Annotated in this window: 1 protein-coding gene; it reads right to left on the minus strand. The window is 48.2% G+C overall.

Annotation, left to right across the window (positions count from 1 at the left end; translation table 11 throughout):
* A partial coding sequence (gene stfA / locus EVJ23_RS15080) for a fimbrial major subunit StfA (RefSeq protein WP_131470826.1) occupies positions 1-368 on the minus strand: 368 nt, incomplete at its 3' end.
* Between the last annotated feature and the right edge of the window lie 59 nt (positions 369-427).

Here is a 427-nt window from a genome sequence, read left to right on the forward strand (position 1 = left end):
ACAATGCTGGAACCCGCCATTTCGCCGCCGCCGATACGCATCAGCGCAACGCTGCCCGGATTAGCGCTGGATTCGTTACCGATGGCAGAGAAAACGGTAGATGCTTCTTTCTCAGTGGTGAATGCGCAGTTTTCCAGACCGATATGGAAATCGACTTTTGAAGATTCTTTACCGCCCATCAGAGAACCGGTACCGATATGGCCCAGGTTAACGGTCTGGTGTTCGTCGCCAACCACGATTGAACACGGTGAATCTTCAATAGTACCGGTAAAAGTAACCGTACCAGTATTACTGCCTGCAGCATTGGCAAAGCTGGAAACACCCATAACCAGTGCGGCAGCAACCGCAGCTTTTACTGCTGTATTCATTTTTCATCCTTATTAAAAGTTGGTGAGTATTTTTACGCTATTCACACGGAGTTATACTC

It is taken from the genome of Exiguobacterium sp. SH1S1 (assembly GCF_004337245.1).
Lineage (GTDB): Bacteria > Bacillota > Bacilli > Exiguobacteriales > Exiguobacteriaceae > Exiguobacterium > Exiguobacterium aurantiacum_A.